The following is a 17715-nucleotide window of genomic DNA, read 5'->3' as shown; positions in this document are numbered from 1 at the left end:
GGACGCAGACAATGGCAAACAGCAAAAGAACCCTGTTTCTGAAGCGCCGCCTGCGCGTTCGGAACAAACTTCGCAAGGTCAACGCGGGTCGTCCGCGTCTGTCCGTACACCGTTCGAACAAGAACATCTCTGTTCAGCTGATCGACGACGTACGTGGCGTGACCCTGGCCTCGGCCTCGACCCTGGAAAAAGATCTGGGTGTTGTTGGCAAGAACAACGTCGAAGCGGCCACCAAAGTGGGCGCGGCCATCGCCGAGCGTGCCAAGAAGGCAGGCGTCGAAGAGGCCTATTTCGATCGTGGTGGCTTCCTGTTCCACGGCAAAGTGAAGGCTGTCGCCGACGCTGCGCGTGAAGGTGGTCTGAAGATCTAAGACCTGCGGGCGGGTTTCGATCCGCCCCGATGATCCGGGGGCCTCGGCAACAGTCGGGGCTCACTTGGATTGAACAAAACGGCGCCATGCGCCTCATGAGAAAAGGGATGCCAAATGGCAGAACGTGAAAACCGTCGGGGCCGTGGCCGCGACCGTGAAGAAGCACCGGAATTTGCAGATCGTCTGGTCGCAATCAACCGCGTGTCGAAAACCGTAAAAGGTGGTAAGCGCTTTGGCTTCGCCGCTCTGGTGGTTGTCGGCGATCAGAAAGGCCGCGTCGGCTTTGGCAAGGGTAAAGCGAAAGAAGTACCTGAGGCCATCCGTAAGGCGACTGAACAAGCCAAGCGTCAGATGATCCGCGTGCAACTGCGCGAAGGTCGTACCCTGCACCACGACATCGAAGGCCGTCACGGCGCCGGTAAAGTGGTTATGCGCACCGCACCTGAAGGTACTGGTATCATCGCCGGTGGTCCGATGCGTGCTGTGTTCGAAATGCTGGGCGTTAAGGACGTTGTGTCCAAGTCGCTGGGCTCGCAGAACCCGTACAACATGATCCGCGCCACCATCAACGGCCTGCAGAAAGAGCAGAGCCCGCGTTCGGTTGCCGCACGTCGTGGCAAAAAGGTTGCCGATATCCTGCCCAAGCGGGACGAAGCACCGGCTGCTGCTGAAGCAGAAGCGTAAGGAGAGCGAACCATGGCAAAAACCATCGTCGTCAAGCAGATCGGTTCCCCGATCCGTCGCCCCGCTGAACAGCGCGCAACCCTGATCGGTCTGGGCCTGAACAAGATGCACAAGACTCGTGAGCTGGAAGATACCCCTTCGGTTCGCGGCATGGTCAACAAGATCCCGCATCTGGTTGAGATCATCGAAGAGCGCGGCTAAGCGCGAAATCTTTGAAGATTTAGAAACGCCCTCGACATCGTCGGGGGCGTTTTTTGTTGAGTCGTCACCTGTGTTTTTCTCTGGCGAGCAGGGGCTGGTACGAGTGTGAGCGAACTGATTTTAGCGACTGGGCACTGAAAGGACTGTCCAGTGTCGCGCGTTAGCAATAATCTCAGCGCCTTCATTTTGCCTATCGGCAAGAGCTCCTCTTTCGTGCTTGGGGCACGCAATCAGGAATGATCCGTCGCTAACAGGTTCTCTGATGTCCGCGTTTTCTTTGATAACTTGACAGACGTCGTCTGGATTGGGGTAAGGCCTTAGCGCTATGAGCCCGGATAAACTGGCCTCTGAATATTCAAGCTTCGTCGGTTTCGCTCCGAAATCCAAATTGGGCCCGGAGCATCCGCCTGCCAAGATCAAAAGAAGCGGAGCAAATAGATTAAAAGACTTCATAAGGTCTCACCTGGAAAAAGAAATCGTCATATGACCCAGCAAGGAGTAATCAAAAAGCACTCGCACGTCTAGGTTGAGCGTGGAAAAACGCGTAGCCTGTTAGAACGGTCGCAGAAATCGCCGAGGCATTCATTCAATGCATACCGGCCAGACCAAAACGTACGTTGTTAGCGTTACCAAGTATGCCTATCTCAGCCTTGTCCAAGACAGGAACAAACAAGTGACATCGGGGAATACGCCCCGACATACGAAAGGAATTAAGTTATGGCACACACAGCAACAGCATCATTCGGTGGTTTCAACATCGGTGCGAGGATCGCAAACGTGATCGAGAGCATTAAGGAAGCGCGGGCGCGGGCAAATGAATACCAACGCACTTATTCCGAGCTTCAGCGCCTGACCAACCGCGAACTCGATGACATCGGCATCCGCCGCTGCGATATCGCGGATATTGCTCGCGAGCACGCATACTGCTCGTAAGTTGAGTTGAAGACACTCTGAACCAGAGGGCGCCAATTTGGCGCCTTTTTTGGTTCAGGTTGTCTGCATGACACATCTCTTCTGAAACCGGATCGGAGCTATTGCGGGGGAACCTGAAATCAGTCATTTGCCAATGAGGTGGCCAATTCCGGCCGCCGTAGTCTGAACGAAAAAAGGCCGGGCAACGTGCAAGACCAACAGATCGGGATGCTATGGGTCGATGGCCCGCTGAGTTTTCTGGAACAACTGTGCATCAAGTCCTTTCTGGACGCCGACCAGCCGGTCCGCCTTTACACTTACGGTAATGTCACGAAGATTCCTGACGGTGTTGATTGCCGTGACGCCCGGGACATATTGCCTGACAGCGAATTCGTGACGCACGGTCGAACAGGCAGCCCCGCGCCGCATTCCGACAAGTTTCGGTATCGTATGCTGGCGGCCGAGCCGGGCCTCATCTGGGCAGACACAGATGCTTATTGTGTAAAGCCGTTCTCAACGCCGAACGGTCACTACTATGGGTACCTTGAAGGTGAGGTGGCGATCGGGGTTCTGGGGCTACCGGCGGACAGCGAAACTCTGGGCCTGCTGAATGAGTATACGAGTGACCCGTTCCGTATCCCGCCGTGGGTGCCAAAGCGGCATAGGCAACCGCTGCTGGAAGCTCAGGAGGCTGGCCAGCCCGTCAATGTCCCGGAAACGTATTGGGGCGTATGGGGACCAAAAGCCATTACGTGGGCGTTAAGTAAGACGAATGAGATCCGTTTTGCGCTACCCGAACACGTTTTTTATCCGTTAAATTTCACACGACGAAGGGCCTTGGCGCGTCCAAACGTGGATTTGTCCCGGTTTTTCAAGGAAGATACGGTTTCCATCCACTTCTACGGTCGCCGGATGCGGTCGATATTGTCCGGCAAGTATGGTGGGGTTCCGCATGCGGACAGCCTGATTGGAAAATTGTTGGCAAAGCACGATATTGACGCGCGAGAAGCACCAATTTTCCCGCATGGCGCGACAACCACTGCGCAATAGGCCGGATATCAAAACTTGCATACCGGGCCGCAAAGCTGTATCGGGCTCCGGTGGCAGTCTGTCCACGAGAATCAAAACCAAGAAATGCCGTGTTTGGCCCATCACGCTTCGGGGGTCACATCCGGCTTAGGAGAAGCGAAATGAAACTGCACGAATTGCGCGACAACGCTGGCGCCGCACCGAAACGCACCCGCGTTGGCCGTGGTCCGGGTTCCGGCAAAGGTAAAATGGGTGGCCGTGGTATCAAAGGCCAGAAATCCCGTTCGGGTGTGGCCATCAATGGCTACGAAGGTGGCCAGATGCCGCTGTACCAGCGCCTGCCGAAGCGAGGCTTTAACAAGCCGAACCGCAAGGAATTTGCCGTTATCAACCTGGGCCTGATCCAGAAATTCGTCGACGCCGGCAAGCTGGACGCCAAAGCTGCGATTACCGAGGACGCACTGGTTGCATCCGGTCTGGTTCGTCGCAAGCTGGACGGTATCCGCGTTCTGGCCAAAGGCGAAATCAGCGCCAAAGTGAACCTGGAAGTCACCGGTGCCTCGAAATCTGCTGTAGAAGCAGTCGAGAAAGCGGGCGGCTCACTTAAGGTCACAAAAGCTGCTGCGGCAGAGTAAGCGCTTGTGAGCGGGCGAAGACCCGCTTACATAGACCTCAGAGTTTTCCAAGACGCCGCCCGAGCCGGAAAACGGTTCCGGGCGGTGTTTTCATAAGAGAGACCGATTTATGGTATCAGCAGCAGAACAAATGGCAGCCAACACAAGCTGGTCTGCCCTTGGTAAAGCCACCGATCTGCGCAACCGCATCCTGTTCACGCTTGCATTGCTGATCGTCTATCGTCTGGGCACCTTTATTCCGGTGCCGGGGATCGACGGACAAGCGCTGCGTGAGTTCATGGAGCAGGCGGGGCAAGGCATCGGCGGCATGGTTTCGATGTTCACCGGCGGGGCGCTGGGGCGGATGGGTATCTTTGCCCTCGGCATCATGCCTTATATCTCGGCCTCGATCATCGTGCAGCTGCTGACATCGATGGTTCCCGCGCTCGAACAGCTCAAGAAAGAGGGCGAGCAGGGCCGTAAGAAAATCAACCAGTACACCCGTTTCGGCACCGTGGCACTGGCCACCGTACAGGCTTATGGTCTGGCCGTGTCGCTGGAATCGGGCGATCTGGCGACCGATCCGGGCATGTTCTTCCGGATGTCGACCATGATCACTCTGGTCGGCGGTACCATGTTCCTGATGTGGCTGGGTGAACAGATCACCGCACGCGGTATCGGCAACGGTATCTCGCTGATCATCTTCGTCGGCATCATCGCCGAAGTTCCTGCTGCTTTGGCTCAGTTCTTTGCCTCAGGCCGCTCGGGTGCAATCAGCCCGGCCGTGATCATCGGTGTGATCGTCATGGTCATCGCGGTAATCACCTTCGTTGTGTTCATGGAACGCGCGCTACGCAAGATCCACATCCAGTACCCGCGCCGTCAGGCTGGCATGAAGGTATACGAAGGCGGTTCGAGCCACCTGCCGGTCAAAGTGAACCCGGCGGGCGTTATCCCGGCGATCTTTGCCAGTTCGCTGCTGCTGCTGCCGGTGACGATCTCAACCTTCTCGTCGGGTGCCACGAATGGTCCGATCATGTCGTGGTTGCTGGCCAACTTTGGCCCCGGACAGCCGCTGTACCTGCTGTTCTTCGCCTCGATGATCGTGTTCTTTGCGTATTTTTACACGTTCAACGTGTCGTTCAAACCGGACGACGTAGCGGATAACCTGAAAAAGCAGAACGGCTTTGTTCCGGGAATCCGTCCCGGAAAGAAAACCGCCGAGTATCTGGAATACGTGGTCAACCGCGTGCTGGTTCTGGGTTCGGCCTATCTGGCGGCTGTTTGTCTGCTGCCGGAAATTCTGCGGAACCAGTTCGCCATCCCGTTCTATTTCGGCGGCACCTCGGTTCTGATTATCGTCTCTGTAACCATGGACACGATCCAACAGGTTCAGAGCCATCTGCTGGCGCACCAATACGAAGGGCTTATCGAAAAGTCCCAGCTGCGCGGTAAAAGCAAGAAACGCGGCAGGAAGGGACCCGCTCGTCGATGAACATCATTTTGTTGGGCCCCCCGGGGGCAGGTAAGGGGACACAGGCGCAGCACCTGGTCGAAACTCGCGGCATGGTTCAGCTGAGCACCGGCGACATGTTGCGTGCAGCCAAAACCTCGGGCACCGAAATGGGCCAGAAAGTTGCGGCGATCATGGACGCGGGCAAGCTGGTCACCGATGAGATCGTGATCGGACTGATCGAAGAGAAGCTGACCACCGAAAAGGGTGCCGGTTTTATTTTTGACGGTTTCCCACGCACATTGGCGCAGGCCGATGCGCTGGCAGCTTTGCTGGCCAAACTGGGTCAATCGCTGCACACCGTGATCGAAATGCGCGTTGACGACGAAACGCTGGTCAAGCGCATCGTCAACCGGGCCGAGGAGGCGCGCGCCGCCGGTCAGCCCGTACGGGCGGACGACAACGAAGAAAGCGTGCGCATTCGCCTGATGGAGTACTACAAAAAGACGGCTCCTCTGATCGGGTATTACTATGCCAAAGGCGATCTGCGCCCGGTCAACGGTCTGGCCAGCATCGAGGAAGTCACGGCTTCGATCGAGGCGATCTTAGGGTAACCCTAACCGACTTGGGTATGATTAATCGAAATACACCCGTGCCCCCGGAACTGGAGCCAAAGATCAAGTTGTACGAAGATCTTTTGGAACAGGGGCGCGGACTTTTTTCGCAGGCCACTAAGCGTTGGATGTTGGTCGGCCTGCCGGTTTTTGCGTGTTGGGTCTTCTTCGCCGGGCAAATTCTTCAATTCATCAGTGTGACATTTTACTCTGTTGCCACTGTTTTTGTCCTTCCTGCGATCATTACGTGGGACATTAAACGCAAGCGAGAGGCGTTGAAGGTTCAAATGTTGGAAATAGAGAGTGATTTCCATCGCAAAGGGTTGAACATAGCCTGTGACCCCGGTTTGAATATCAGCGTAGACAAAAGACCAAAGTGAGTTTGGTAATCAGGGTCACGCCAGCATCTTGGCGAATTGTTAAGGCAAAGAGATTACGGCATTTCTTTTCTGACTTGACCTTGCCGAGAAAAGCCCATATCGACCCACATCCCTATGGGAATCACAATCGCGTGCGGGATTCGTCCCGTATGCACCGACCACCTCGTACAAATGCTGGATCCTCTGGCGTCACTGCCAAGATCAAGTGTTGTGAAAAAAGGTTCCGGAGCTACGGAACCGCAACAAAAAAGGAAAGTGACACGTGGCACGTATTGCCGGCGTAAACATCCCGACTGCAAAGCGGGTACCTATCGCCCTCACATATATCACCGGTATCGGTAACACCTCGGCCAAAGCAATCTGCGAAGCCGTGGGCATTGAAGCGACCCGTCGCGTCAACGAACTGTCCGACGCCGAAGTTCTGAAAATCCGTGAATTTATCGACGAAAACTTCACCGTCGAAGGTGACCTGCGTCGTGAAGTTCAGATGAACGTCAAGCGCCTGATGGACCTGGGCTGCTATCGCGGTCTGCGTCACCGCCGCAACCTGCCGGTTCGCGGTCAGCGTACCCACACCAATGCTCGTACCCGCAAAGGCCCCGCAAAGGCCATCGCTGGTAAGAAGAAATAAGGGAGGGTCTGACTGATGGCACGTGACAAGACTCGCGTTAAGCGCAAAGAGCGTAAGAACATCGCATCGGGCGTCGCCCATGTGAATTCGACCTTCAACAACACCAAGATCCTGATCTCGGACGTACAGGGCAACGCCATCTCGTGGTCGTCTGCCGGTACCATGGGCTTCAAAGGATCGCGGAAATCGACCCCCTACGCCGCTCAGATGGCTGCAGAAGATGCAGGCAAAAAGGCGCAGGAACATGGCGTCAAGACGCTGGAAGTCGAAGTTCAGGGCCCCGGTTCGGGTCGTGAATCGGCTCTGCGTGCGCTGGCTGCAGTGGGCTTCAACATCACGTCGATCCGCGACGTGACACCGATCGCTCACAACGGCTGCCGTCCGCCGAAGCGTCGTCGCGTCTAAGCGAATTTGAATTGAGCTGGGGCTGTGTTTCTTGCACGGCCCCAGCACGTCATTTTGAACCTCGGGCGTCTGCACCTTGTTGGTCATGGGGCGCGGACAGGAATGGAGGGATTACATGATCCATAAGAATTGGGCTGAATTGATCAAGCCGACCCAGCTGGAAGGCAAGCCGGGTAACGATCCAGCACGTCAGGCGACCCTGGTTGCCGAACCGCTGGAGCGTGGCTTTGGTCTGACCCTGGGCAACGCGCTGCGCCGCGTTCTGATGAGTTCGCTGCAAGGCGCGGCCATCACCAGTGTTCAGATCGACAACGTTTTGCACGAATTCTCGAGCGTCGCAGGCGTTCGTGAAGACGTCACCGACATCATCCTGAACCTCAAGCAGGTCGCCCTGCGCATGGAAGTCGAAGGCCCCAAGCGCCTGTCGATCAATGCCAAAGGCCCCGCAGTTGTTACCGCCGGTGACATCAGCGAAAGCGCCGGCATCGAGGTTCTGAACCGCGATCACGTCATCTGCCACCTGGACGATGGCGCCGACTTGTTCATGGAACTGACCGTCAACACCGGCAAGGGCTACGTCTCGGCTGAGAAGAACAAGCCGGAAGACGCGCCTATCGGCCTGATCCCGATCGATGCGATCTATTCGCCGGTCAAAAAGGTTGCCTATGACGTTCAGCCGACCCGTGAAGGTCAGGTTCTGGACTATGACAAGCTGACCCTGAAGATCGAAACCGATGGCTCGATCACGCCGGAAGATGCGCTGGCCTTTGCCGCTCGTATCCTGCAGGACCAGCTGTCGATCTTCGTCAACTTCGACGAGCCGGAATCGGCTGGCCGCCAGGACGAGGACGATGGTCTGGAGTTCAACCCGCTGCTGTTGAAGAAAGTGGACGAGCTGGAACTGTCGGTCCGTTCGGCAAACTGCCTGAAGAACGACAACATCGTCTATATCGGCGACCTGATCCAGAAGACCGAAGCCGAGATGCTGCGCACCCCGAACTTCGGCCGCAAGTCGCTGAATGAGATCAAAGAAGTGCTGTCTGGCATGGGTCTGCACCTCGGCATGGATGTCGAGGACTGGCCGCCCGACAACATCGAAGATCTGGCGAAGAAATTCGAAGACGCGTTCTAAGCGCGTCTTCCCCAATGCCCGGGCTGCCGGGGACCAAATGGGCACTTCCGCCCCAAGGAGAGCCGGCGACACGCATCGCCGGCCAGACAAAGCAAAACGCGAAAGAAGGAACTAGAAAATGCGTCACGCACGTGGTTACCGCCGCCTGAACCGTACTCATGAGCACCGCAAGGCGCTGTTTGCGAACATGGCTGGCTCGCTCATCGAGCATGAGCAAATCAAAACAACTCTGCCCAAGGCAAAGGAACTGCGCCCGATCATCGAAAAGCTGGTCACTTTGGGCAAGCGCGGCGACCTGCACGCCCGTCGTCAGGCCGCAGCACAGCTAAAAGAAGACAAAGACGTCGCAAAGCTGTTCGAAGTTCTGGGCCCCCGCTACGCCGAGCGTCAGGGCGGTTATGTCCGCATCCTGAAAGCTGGCTTCCGCTATGGCGACATGGCGCCTATGGCGATCATCGAATTCGTTGATCGTGACGTTGACGCCAAAGGCGCGGCTGACAAAGCCCGCGTTGCCGCCGAAGAGGCTGCTGACGAAGAATAAGAAAGCCCTGCTTTCTGACCTGAACCCCTGCGTCCCGGACGCGGGGGTTTTTTCTTTTCTTGCCCCTTAAGGTTGCAATCAAGGCATCTGCGGCGGTGTCCGTTGATGAAATCCTGAACTTCGCAGATCATGCTGTAAGGTGAGCGTGGAGGACGGATGATGGCAATCCCAACTGAAATACCAAACGAACTTATAGGACCGTCTGTCTGGACAGGTCAGGACATGCGCACACGCCAGAGTGAATGGATCATTGATCTGACTGAGGACGACGTTGAAGACCTTGAGCAAGCCGCCCGCCATTACCTGAACCTGGGAAAGGATATCGGTGAGATCACAAAGGCCGCTTTCCCCCTGCAACGATTTGACCGGCATCTGGCGATGCTGCGAGAGAAACTGATCAATGGGATCGGCTTCGAAGTGATCCGTGGCCTTCCGGTGCAGGATTACTCGCAACAGATGGCAGCTGTGATTTTCTGTGGCGTTGGTGCCCATTTGGGTTCGGCCCGTTCGCAGAACGCGCAGGGACATATTCTGGGGCACGTCCGCGATATAGGTGCGAATGCAAACGATCCGAATACCCGGATTTATCAGACCCACGAGCGTCAGACCTTTCACACCGACAGCGCCGACATCGTCGGCTTGCTATGCCTGCGCGAGGCCAAAGAAGGAGGGGATTCGCTGCTGGTGAGTGCTGAGACAATTTATAATCGGATGCGGTCCGAATGCCCGGAATTGCTGGAGCTCTTGTTTGACCCTATTGCGACAGACCGAAGAGGGGAAGTGCCCGACGGTATGGAACCCTATATGACGATCCCGCCGTTTTCCTGGCATGATGGCAAACTGACGGTGTTTTACCAAAGGCAATATATCGATAGCGCGCAACGATTTCCGGACGCGATGCGGCTTACATCGGATCACGTTGAGGCGCTGGATCGCTTTGATGCGCTGGCGAATGATCCCGACCTCTGCCTTTCCATGCGGCTAAAACCGGGGGATATGCAATTCGTATACAACCACTCGCAATTGCATGACCGGACCGGCTTCGTCGACTGGCCGGATCCGGCTGAGCGGCGGCATCTGCTGCGGCTTTGGCTTTCACCCGAGGGAGATCGTGAGTTGCCCGCAGTATTCAGGCAACGGTACGGAACAATTGAGGTGGGACAACGCGGTGGGATCATCACGGAAGGCACGCGCCTACACGCCCCTTTGGATTGACGGCCCAACGCACCGAGCTGATGCTTGCATTACTGCCCGTGTAGACGCATATCCGATGGGCGAATAATCGACGGATGGATCATGCGCAAAATTCTCTGTTCCCTGATGTTGGCGACGTTTGCCGTGTCAGCAAATGCCGAAACGAAAGTGCCGACATCACAGGCCGAAATCAGCCTGGGATTTGCCCCCGTGGTAAAGCAAGCCTCCCCGGCTGTCGTCAACATCTATGCCAAGATCGTGCGGCAGGGGAGATCCAATCCCTTCTTCTCGGACCCGTTTTTTGAAGACTTCTTTGGCAGAGGATTTTCCGAACCGCGCCCGCGGGTTCAGAACTCGCTGGGGTCTGGTGTTATTCTATCTGGCGACGGCTACGTGGTGTCAAACTATCACGTTGTGGGAACGGCCACGGAAATCCGCGTGGTGACAACGGACCGGCGTGAATATTCGGCGCAGGTTGTTCTGGGCGACAAGGAAAGCGACATTGCCATCCTGCGTCTGGAAGAGGCCGAAGACCTGCCACACCTAAACTTCCGCGATTCCGATCAGGTCGAGGTCGGTGAGCTGGCGCTTGCCATCGGAAACCCGTTTGGGGTGGGCCAGACCGTATCGTCGGGTATCATTTCCGGGCTGGCACGGACAGGAACGGCCACGGGCAATGCGCGTGGGTATTTCATTCAGACTGATGCTGCGATCAACCCGGGTAATTCGGGTGGCGCACTGATCGATGTGAATGGCGACCTGATCGGGATCAACACTTCGATCCTGACGCGTTCGGGTGGTTCCAATGGCATTGGGTTTGCGATCCCGGCCAATTTGGTCGCTGAATTTCTGCGTCAGGCGCAGGCCGGAAATGACAGTTTCGTCGCTCCGTGGGCCGGGGTTGCCGGACAGCATATGAGCGCTGACATCGCGGAATCCCTTGGGTTGGTAATCCCGATGGGCGTTGTCATTTCCGACTTGCACAGTCTGAGCCCGCTGGCCGAGGCCGGTCTGCGCGTGGGCGATGTGGTGACGCATGTGGATGGCGACGAGGTGAACTCGCCTGCCGAGATGAAGTTCCGCATGTCTGTTTCTGGTGTAGGGGGGACTTCGTTCCTGACCCGGTTGCGAGGCGAGGATAGCGCTGAAGTCGAAGTTGATTTGATCCGAGCGCCGGAAACACCGCCAGCAGACGAAACCATATTGGATGAAAACACCGTGATGCCCGGTTTGAAGGTGTCCCGCGTGAATCCTGCGGTGATCACCCGGATGGGGCTGTTGTTGTCGCAAACCGGTGTCGTCGTGGTTGATGCGGGTCGGTATGGTGGTCGCTCGGGCCTGCGTGCAGGTGATGCGGTCGTCAGCATCAACGGAGCGGATATTGAGCACCCCCAAGACGTCGTGGATGCGTTGACGGATCCGGGGCGCAGGCTGAACCTTGACGTGGTGCGGCGCGGACAGCCCGTGTCTTTGCGGTTCCGGTTGTAACCTCATGAGCGACCTGTTCGACACCGAGGCCACCGAGCCCGCTGCGACACCGCATCGTCCGTTGGCCGACAGGCTACGGCCAAAGTCGCTGGCCGAGGTTATCGGGCAGGAACAGGTTCTTGGCCCGGACGCGCCTCTGGGGGTCATGCTGGCCTCTGGTAGCCTGTCCAGTTTGGTGTTCTGGGGTCCTCCGGGTGTCGGAAAGACCACCATCGCGCGTCTTCTGGCGCAGGAAACCGACCTGCATTTCGTGCAGATCAGCGCGATATTCACGGGCGTCCCGGACTTGAAGAAAGTATTCGAGGCCGCCAAGATACGGCGTCAGAACGGACAGGGGACGCTGTTGTTCGTGGATGAGATCCACCGTTTCAACAAGGCGCAGCAGGACGGATTTCTGCCGCATATGGAAGACGGAACCATTCTGTTGGTCGGGGCGACGACTGAGAACCCATCGTTCGAACTGAACGCCGCTGTGCTCAGCCGGGCTCAGGTTTTGGTTCTGGAACGCCTCAGCCTTGCCGATCTGGAGCGTCTGACGCAACGCGCTGAGAAAGAGCTGGATCGCGCATTGCCGCTGACGGGGGCGGCCCGCGAGGCCTTGCAAGAGATGGCGGATGGCGACGGGCGCGCGCTTTTGAACCTGATCGAACAGGTCACGGCGTGGTCTGTGGATGCGCCTTTGGACCCTGATGCTCTTTCCACAAGGCTAATGCGGCGCGCGGCGAAGTACGACAAGTCCGGGGACGAACATTACAATCTGATCTCGGCGCTGCATAAGTCCGTACGCGGGTCTGATCCAGACGCGGCGCTATATTGGTTTGCACGGATGCTGACCGGTGGCGAGGACCCGCGGTATCTGGCGCGGCGGATCACTCGGATGGCTGTGGAAGATATCGGACTGGCCGATCCGCAGGCTCAGACGATTTGCCTGCATGCGTGGGAAACCTACGAGCGGCTGGGTAGCCCCGAAGGTGAATTGGCCATTGCGCAGGCCTTAGTCTATCTTGCCCTGGCCCCCAAATCGAACGGCGCTTATGTCGGCTACAAAGCTGCCATGCGATTGGCCAAACAGTCGGGCAGCGAACCTCCGCCGAAGCATATCCTGAATGCTCCGACATCGCTGATGAAGGATCAGGGCTATGGTGCAGGCTACGCGTATGACCACGATGCCGAAGACGGGTTTTCCGGTCAGAATTACTTCCCCGATGGTATGAAACGACCGGTTCTGTATCAACCCGTGGAACGCGGCTTCGAACGTGAGTTGAAGAAGCGCCTGGACTACTTCTCCAAACTGCGGGCCCAGCGGAACGGGTAGGACGTCGCTGCGTCACACGCGACAGAACGAGCAAAACGGGTTTCCCTTGGGTCACGAGATTCGAGGGAGGCAACTCATGACCGTATCGATCGACAAGACGGATGACGTCTGGACCATCGTTCACGACAGGCCGGATGCGCGTAACGCCGTCGATGGTGACCACGCCGAAGCGTTGGTTGCTGCGTTTTTGGAGTTCGAGCAGAGCCCTGCAAAGGTGGCCGTATTCTGGGGCAAGGGTGGCAACTTCTGCGCCGGCTGGGACCTGAAGATGGCCGCAACCCTGTCTGACCCGGAATTGGGCGAGCCATACTATGAAAAACACGCATTCCCGATTGGCTCTGCGCCGTCGACACTCGGTCCGATGGGGCCATCGCGTCTGGAACTGTCCAAACCGGTGATCGGGGCGATTGAAGGTGCAGCGGTGGCAGGTGGAATGGAACTGGCTCTCTGGTGTGACATCCGGGTAATGGCCGAGACCGCCTATCAGGGTGTCTATTGCCGCCGTTGGGGTGTGACCCTGATGGACGGAGGGACTGTGCGTCTGCCGCGTTTGGTGGGGCAGGGCAAAGCGTTGGAGATTGCCATGACCGGCCGCAAGGTAGAAGCCGAGGAATGCTATCGGATCGGGTTGGCCGAGAAGATCGTCCCGCATGGCGATGCACGTGCCGCGGCCGAAGCCATGGCCCATGAGATCGCGCGTTTTCCACAAGAGGCCGTGCGCGCTGACCGCCGCTCGATCATCGAGACGCGTGGAATGCCGGTGCGTGAGGCGCTGAAGGTCGAATGGGCCAACGGGTTAGAGGCGATCCGGCGCGAAGGCACGGCTGGGGCGGGGCGTTTCCGCGACGGTGCGGGACGGCACGGGGATTTTTCGAACATCTGACCGGCTTGACTCTTGGTCCTTTGCACGCCACAGACGCGCATGTTTTCTAGGACACTTACAGACGGGTTGACCGGGCGGATAATCCGCGCGACGCAGGGGATATCGGCATGAGCGGCGTACAGATGATCACCGTGGCAGAAGGTGACGGCGACCAGCGGCTGGATCGCTGGCTGCGCCGTCTTTTCCCGCATGTCAGCCAGGGTCGGATCGAAAAGATGTGCCGAAAGGGTGAGCTGCGCGTCGAAGGCGGGCGGGTCAAAGCCTCGACCCGGCTTGAAGCCGGTCAGGTTGTGCGGGTACCACCCCTGCCGGATGCTGACCACAAGCCTGCTGAAGTCAAGCGGAGCATCTCGGACGCCGATGCCAAGATGATCCAGTCTTGCGTGATCTATCGCGACGATCATGTGCTGGCGCTGAACAAACCGCATGGCCTGCCTGTCCAAGGCGGCAGCGGTCAGACCCGTCACGTGGACAGCCTGTCTGAGGCGCTGCGGTTCGGTTGCGACGAAAACCCGCGCCTTGTGCACCGGCTGGACAAGGACACCTCGGGCGTTCTTCTGATGGCCCGGACCCGTGAGGCTGCCAAAGGCCTGACAGCCGCGTTCCGCCACCGCGACACGCGCAAGATTTACTGGGCTTTGGTTGCTGGTGTGCCGACCCCCTATCTGGGTGAGATCAAGACCGGGCTGGTCAAGGCTCCGGGTCATGGCAAGCATGGTGAGGGTGAAAAGATGGTCGCCGTGCACCTGAACGAAATTGACGACACGCCGGGCGCCAAACGGGCGCATACGCTTTATGCGACGTTGTACAGGGTGGCCGGACGCGCCTCATGGGTGGCGATGGAGCCGATCACCGGCCGCACCCACCAGCTGCGGGCGCATATGGCGGCGATCGGGCATCCGATCATCGGTGACGGAAAATATGGCGGTTCGGGGCAGGAAAACCTTGGCGACGGCTGGGGCGCGCAACTGGGTGGGGTCATCAGCAAGAAGCTGCACCTGCACGCGCGGCAAGCCTCGTTCCAGCACCCTGTGACGCGTAAGACCATAACTGTTATAGCACCTTTGCCCGAGCACATGAAGCACAGCTGGGACACGTTCGGCTGGACCGAAGATCTGGCCGCAGACGACCCGTTTGAGGAATTGCAATGAGCGCACCGTTGCGTCTTGTGTTGTTTGACGTCGACGGAACTCTGGTCGACAGCCAGGGCAGCATCGTTGCCGCCATGGCCGCTAGTTTCGAGGCTTTGTCCCTGCCGGTTCCCAGCCGTCAGGCGATTCTGTCCATCGTCGGCCTTTCTCTTCCCAACGCGATGGCGCAATTGGCGCCCGAGCTGTCCGGCGCTGTCCAGCAGCGCCTTGTCGAAGGTTACAAACAGGCCTACCACGCGCATCGTCTTGACCAAGGTGTCGCGAGTTCGCCGCTTTATCCCGGAGCCCGCGAGGCCATCGAAACCCTGCACGCGATCCCCGAAGTTCTGCTGGGCGTGGCGACCGGGAAATCTCAGCGCGGGCTGGATGCCCTGATCGAGGGGCATGCTCTGGAGCGCTATTTCGTAACCCGACAGGTCGCGGATCACCATCCTTCCAAGCCGCACCCGTCTATGATCGACACGGCGCGCGCCGAGACCGGAATTGAAGCGGCAGACACGGTAATGATCGGCGATACCCGGTTTGACATGGAAATGGCCAAAGCCGCTGGGGTCGCAAGCATTGGCGTGTCATGGGGTTACCACGACCGATCCGCCCTGGATGGCGCAACCTGTATTATTGAGACTTTTGATCAGCTGCCACGAGCGCTGACTGACATCTGGACCTGAAGACATGAGCGACTGGAAGCCTAAACGATTTTGGACTGCAAGCGCGGTTGTTGAAGCGGACGACGGGTACACAGTCGAACTGGATGGTCGCAGGGTGAAGACACCGGCCAAAGCCGGGTTGATTTTGCCGACACGTGCGATGGCCGAAGAGGTCGCGGCAGAGTGGGACGCGCAGGAAAAAGAGGTCGACCCGGCCCAGATGCCGTTCACCCGGTCTGCCAATGCGGCCATCGACAAGGTGCGCCACCAGCACGCCGAGGTTGCAGATATGCTGGCCGATTACGGCGATTCGGACCTGCTGTGTTACAGGGCGACCCACCCGCACGAGTTGCAAGAGCGGCAGGCAGTCCAATGGGACCCGGCCTTGGATTGGGCTGCGGAAACGCTTGCAGCGCGCCTTGTTCCCGTAGCTGGCGTGCTGCATCAGCCGCAGTCCACATCCGCACTGGATACGCTCCGACGGCGCGTTCATGATTTCAATGACTTTCAGCTTGCCGCATTCCACGATCTCGTCAGCCTGTCCGGCTCTTTGGTTCTGGGCTTTGCAGCTGGCTTGAATTGGAGAGATGCGGGTGAAATCTGGAAAATCTCAAGATTAGATGAGGATTGGCAAATCGAACAATGGGGCCACGATGACGAAGCCCACGCGGTTGCCGAAACCAAAAAAACTGCCTTTTTACACGCTAAACGGTTCTTTGATCTCTCGATTTGAGCCTATTGTGCCTGATTTTGTGTTGCAGACGAGGTCATCTCTGAATTGACTCATCGTTTTCACTGATCCGACCCTTGACGTTTGTTTATGAATGCGCCCAAACTCGTGGCCACTAAAGGGGAGACACCTTTGGGGAAACCTTTCCGGTGCCAAGGGTGCCGGACAGAGCCGTCCCGAAACGGGGCGGATAATCAGGAAGAGGTAAAAATGAAAAAATCCGTAATCTTGGGCGTGGCAACTGTCGCCGGCCTGGCTGCTGGCGCAGCGGCGGCGGGCACTGTTGATGATGTCAAGGCGCGCGGCAAACTGAACTGCGGCGTGGCGACTGGCGTACCCGGCTTTGCCAGCCCGGATGCCAATGGCGAATGGCAGGGCTTTGACGTGGCGGTCTGCCGCGCAGTAGCTGCCGCCGTTCTGGACGATCCGACCGCTGTTGAATTCATCCCGACCACCGGTAAAACGCGTTTCACCGCGCTGGCTTCGGGCGAGATCGACATGCTGGCCCGTAACACCACCTGGACCTTCAGCCGCGATGTTGACCTGAAATTCGAATTCGTCGGCATCAACTACTATGACGGTCAGGGCTTCATGGTTCCAAAGGCACTGGGCGTAAGCTCGGCCAAGGAACTGGACGGTGCGACTGTCTGCATTCAGACCGGTACCACCACCGAGCTCAACCTGGCGGACTTCTTCCGCATCAACAACATGAGCTACGAGCCGGTTCCGATCGAAACCAACGCTGAAGCGCAGCAGCAGTATCTGGCTGGTGCTTGTGACGTCTACACCACCGACGCATCCGGTCTGGCCGCAACCCGCGCCACCTTCGAGAACGCAGCAGATCACGTGATCCTGCCCGAAATCATCTCGAAAGAGCCGCTGGGCCCGCTGGTTCGCCACGGTGACCACGAGTGGGGCGACGTTGTCCGCTGGACTCTGAACGCGTTGATCGCGGCGGAAGAAATGGGTGTGACCTCGGCCAACATCGATGAGATGGCTGCAGGTACCGACAACCCCGAAGTGAACCGTCTGCTGGGCTCCGAAGGCACTCTGGGTGAGATGCTGGGTCTGGACGCGACCTGGGCGCAGCGTGCGATCAAGGTAGGCGGCAATTATGGTGAAGTGTTTGCCAAGAACATCGGTGAAGAAACTCCGATCGGTCTGGCACGCGGCCTGAACGCACAGTGGACCGATGGCGGCCTGCTGTACGCACCGCCGTTCCGCTAAAACCCACGGAGAAGGGCGCGGGGCAACCTGCGCCCTTTTTCCATCAATAAGAAACACTCCCGGATAGATTGAGCAAAGAACAACTTTGCCGGCAAAAAACGGGATGCACGGGG

At 57.9% G+C, this 17715-nt stretch carries 21 protein-coding genes; all 21 read left to right on the top strand.

Annotation, left to right across the window (positions count from 1 at the left end; genetic code table 11):
* The first annotated feature begins 11 nt into the window (after positions 1-11).
* The 21 genes from rplR (at position 12) to MHN28_RS21690 (ending at position 17602) form a co-directional block, all read left to right on the top strand.
* Positions 12-371, top strand: coding sequence for a 50S ribosomal protein L18 (rplR, locus tag MHN28_RS21790; protein ID WP_010437103.1), 360 nt, complete (start codon positions 12-14; stop codon positions 369-371).
* Positions 372-485: 114 nt separating this feature from the next.
* Complete coding sequence (rpsE, locus tag MHN28_RS21785; RefSeq protein ID WP_155148691.1) at positions 486-1055, top strand: 30S ribosomal protein S5; 570 nt, start codon at positions 486-488, stop codon at positions 1053-1055.
* 12 nt (positions 1056-1067) lie between these two features.
* Entirely contained in the window at positions 1068-1256 is a 189-nt protein-coding gene (gene rpmD, locus MHN28_RS21780) for a 50S ribosomal protein L30 (protein WP_008757946.1), read from the top strand.
* 717 nt (positions 1257-1973) lie between these two features.
* The gene (locus MHN28_RS21775) at positions 1974-2189 is read left to right on the top strand and encodes a DUF1127 domain-containing protein (RefSeq protein ID WP_239344800.1); all 216 of its coding nucleotides are present in this window, start codon (positions 1974-1976) and stop codon (positions 2187-2189) included.
* 186 nt (positions 2190-2375) lie between these two features.
* On the top strand, positions 2376-3218 hold the full coding sequence (locus tag MHN28_RS21770; RefSeq protein WP_239344798.1) for a hypothetical protein: 843 nt from the start codon (positions 2376-2378) through the stop codon (positions 3216-3218).
* A gap of 140 nt (positions 3219-3358) precedes the next feature.
* Complete coding sequence (gene rplO / locus MHN28_RS21765) at positions 3359-3832, top strand: 50S ribosomal protein L15 (protein WP_239344795.1); 474 nt, start codon at positions 3359-3361, stop codon at positions 3830-3832.
* A gap of 109 nt (positions 3833-3941) precedes the next feature.
* A complete protein-coding gene (secY, locus tag MHN28_RS21760) occupies positions 3942-5306 on the top strand; it encodes a preprotein translocase subunit SecY (protein WP_239344793.1) in 1365 nt (454 codons plus the stop codon).
* Positions 5303-5878 (top strand): adenylate kinase, encoded by a 576-nt coding sequence (locus MHN28_RS21755; protein ID WP_239344791.1) that lies wholly within the window; start codon positions 5303-5305, stop codon positions 5876-5878. Before secY ends, MHN28_RS21755 begins: the two co-directional genes overlap by 4 nt.
* A gap of 38 nt (positions 5879-5916) precedes the next feature.
* On the top strand, positions 5917-6258 hold the full coding sequence (locus tag MHN28_RS21750) for a hypothetical protein (RefSeq protein WP_239344789.1): 342 nt from the start codon (positions 5917-5919) through the stop codon (positions 6256-6258).
* Positions 6259-6520: 262 nt separating this feature from the next.
* Positions 6521-6889: a 30S ribosomal protein S13 gene (gene rpsM / locus MHN28_RS21745; protein WP_170377641.1), complete on the top strand. Its 369-nt coding sequence runs from the start codon at positions 6521-6523 to the stop codon at positions 6887-6889.
* A 15-nt stretch (positions 6890-6904) separates the two neighbouring features.
* Positions 6905-7294 (top strand): 30S ribosomal protein S11, encoded by a 390-nt coding sequence (rpsK, locus tag MHN28_RS21740; protein ID WP_008757289.1) that lies wholly within the window; start codon positions 6905-6907, stop codon positions 7292-7294.
* Positions 7295-7409: 115 nt separating this feature from the next.
* Positions 7410-8426: a DNA-directed RNA polymerase subunit alpha gene (locus tag MHN28_RS21735; RefSeq protein ID WP_058276312.1), complete on the top strand. Its 1017-nt coding sequence runs from the start codon at positions 7410-7412 to the stop codon at positions 8424-8426.
* A 118-nt stretch (positions 8427-8544) separates the two neighbouring features.
* On the top strand, positions 8545-8967 hold the full coding sequence (gene rplQ, locus MHN28_RS21730) for a 50S ribosomal protein L17 (protein WP_039538314.1): 423 nt from the start codon (positions 8545-8547) through the stop codon (positions 8965-8967).
* 159 nt (positions 8968-9126) lie between these two features.
* On the top strand, positions 9127-10182 hold the full coding sequence (locus tag MHN28_RS21725; protein WP_239344787.1) for a TauD/TfdA family dioxygenase: 1056 nt from the start codon (positions 9127-9129) through the stop codon (positions 10180-10182).
* Positions 10183-10260: 78 nt separating this feature from the next.
* Positions 10261-11649 carry a trypsin-like peptidase domain-containing protein gene (locus MHN28_RS21720; RefSeq protein WP_370645784.1) on the top strand — a complete coding sequence of 463 codons (1389 nt, stop codon included), beginning with the start codon at positions 10261-10263 and terminating at the stop codon, positions 11647-11649.
* A 4-nt stretch (positions 11650-11653) separates the two neighbouring features.
* The gene (locus MHN28_RS21715; protein WP_239344784.1) at positions 11654-12964 is read left to right on the top strand and encodes a replication-associated recombination protein A; all 1311 of its coding nucleotides are present in this window, start codon (positions 11654-11656) and stop codon (positions 12962-12964) included.
* Positions 12965-13040: 76 nt separating this feature from the next.
* Entirely contained in the window at positions 13041-13847 is an 807-nt protein-coding gene (locus tag MHN28_RS21710) for a crotonase/enoyl-CoA hydratase family protein (protein ID WP_239344782.1), read from the top strand.
* Positions 13848-13954: 107 nt separating this feature from the next.
* Entirely contained in the window at positions 13955-14998 is a 1044-nt protein-coding gene (locus MHN28_RS21705) for an RluA family pseudouridine synthase (protein ID WP_239344780.1), read from the top strand.
* Entirely contained in the window at positions 14995-15666 is a 672-nt protein-coding gene (locus MHN28_RS21700) for an HAD-IA family hydrolase (protein ID WP_239344778.1), read from the top strand. Before MHN28_RS21705 ends, MHN28_RS21700 begins: the two co-directional genes overlap by 4 nt.
* A gap of 4 nt (positions 15667-15670) precedes the next feature.
* Entirely contained in the window at positions 15671-16378 is a 708-nt protein-coding gene (locus MHN28_RS21695) for an ATP12 family chaperone protein (protein ID WP_239344776.1), read from the top strand.
* Between the two features lie 207 nt (positions 16379-16585).
* Complete coding sequence (locus MHN28_RS21690) at positions 16586-17602, top strand: amino acid ABC transporter substrate-binding protein (RefSeq protein WP_239344774.1); 1017 nt, start codon at positions 16586-16588, stop codon at positions 17600-17602.
* Positions 17603-17715 lie beyond the last annotated feature (113 nt).

Source organism: Ruegeria sp. Ofav3-42, assembly GCF_022347725.1.
Classification (GTDB): Bacteria; Pseudomonadota; Alphaproteobacteria; order Rhodobacterales; family Rhodobacteraceae; genus Ruegeria.
The sequence above is the reverse complement of the archived record's forward strand: the minus strand, read 5'-3'. Positions and strand labels throughout refer to the sequence as shown.

Coding starts and splice junctions, on each gene's coding strand:
- rplO (WP_239344795.1), top strand. CDS start 3,359: ATGAAACTGCACGAATTGCGCGACAACGCTGGCGCCGCACCGAAACGC.
- MHN28_RS21695 (WP_239344776.1), top strand. CDS start 15,671: ATGAGCGACTGGAAGCCTAAACGATTTTGGACTGCAAGCGCGGTTGTT.
- MHN28_RS21690 (WP_239344774.1), top strand. CDS start 16,586: ATGAAAAAATCCGTAATCTTGGGCGTGGCAACTGTCGCCGGCCTGGCT.
- MHN28_RS21775 (WP_239344800.1), top strand. CDS start 1,974: ATGGCACACACAGCAACAGCATCATTCGGTGGTTTCAACATCGGTGCG.
- rpmD (WP_008757946.1), top strand. CDS start 1,068: ATGGCAAAAACCATCGTCGTCAAGCAGATCGGTTCCCCGATCCGTCGC.
- rpsE (WP_155148691.1), top strand. CDS start 486: ATGGCAGAACGTGAAAACCGTCGGGGCCGTGGCCGCGACCGTGAAGAA.
- MHN28_RS21700 (WP_239344778.1), top strand. CDS start 14,995: ATGAGCGCACCGTTGCGTCTTGTGTTGTTTGACGTCGACGGAACTCTG.
- rpsK (WP_008757289.1), top strand. CDS start 6,905: ATGGCACGTGACAAGACTCGCGTTAAGCGCAAAGAGCGTAAGAACATC.
- rplR (WP_010437103.1), top strand. CDS start 12: ATGGCAAACAGCAAAAGAACCCTGTTTCTGAAGCGCCGCCTGCGCGTT.
- MHN28_RS21735 (WP_058276312.1), top strand. CDS start 7,410: ATGATCCATAAGAATTGGGCTGAATTGATCAAGCCGACCCAGCTGGAA.
- secY (WP_239344793.1), top strand. CDS start 3,942: ATGGTATCAGCAGCAGAACAAATGGCAGCCAACACAAGCTGGTCTGCC.
- MHN28_RS21755 (WP_239344791.1), top strand. CDS start 5,303: ATGAACATCATTTTGTTGGGCCCCCCGGGGGCAGGTAAGGGGACACAG.
- MHN28_RS21705 (WP_239344780.1), top strand. CDS start 13,955: ATGAGCGGCGTACAGATGATCACCGTGGCAGAAGGTGACGGCGACCAG.
- MHN28_RS21715 (WP_239344784.1), top strand. CDS start 11,654: ATGAGCGACCTGTTCGACACCGAGGCCACCGAGCCCGCTGCGACACCG.
- MHN28_RS21710 (WP_239344782.1), top strand. CDS start 13,041: ATGACCGTATCGATCGACAAGACGGATGACGTCTGGACCATCGTTCAC.
- MHN28_RS21725 (WP_239344787.1), top strand. CDS start 9,127: ATGGCAATCCCAACTGAAATACCAAACGAACTTATAGGACCGTCTGTC.
- rplQ (WP_039538314.1), top strand. CDS start 8,545: ATGCGTCACGCACGTGGTTACCGCCGCCTGAACCGTACTCATGAGCAC.